Raw genomic sequence first — 273 nt, forward strand, 5'->3', positions numbered from 1 at the left:
GGTGATCACGGTAAATGGAGCGCTTTGCTGTACCATAAGCGTTCCGCCTACGACCTTGGTTCGCTCCAGCATGCCGCTGAAGCCGATGCCCTGCTTGCCTTGGCCCAAGTCCGGACCATCGGCAGGCTCCGGCACTTTGCCGTTGTTGCTGACCTCCATGCGAACCTCATCTTCCCCATAGTGCAGAAAAATGCGGACATGCGTGGCGCCTCCGTGACGGAGGGCATTTGTGATCGCCTCGCGGGCGTTCTTATATAATACCACCTGCTGGCT

General features: G+C 58.2%; 1 protein-coding gene. It reads right to left on the reverse strand.

Going from position 1 to position 273, the window contains the following annotated elements; translation table 11 throughout:
• The coding region (locus ACSNOG_RS33345) for a sensor histidine kinase (protein WP_436756410.1) at window positions 1–264 on the reverse strand (264 nt) is incomplete at its 3' end.
• Between the last annotated feature and the right edge of the window lie 9 nt (window positions 265–273).

The sequence above is a fragment of the Streptomyces sp. URMC 124 genome (genome assembly GCF_051386455.1).
In the GTDB taxonomy this organism is placed as follows: domain Bacteria; phylum Actinomycetota; class Actinomycetes; order Streptomycetales; family Streptomycetaceae; genus Streptomyces.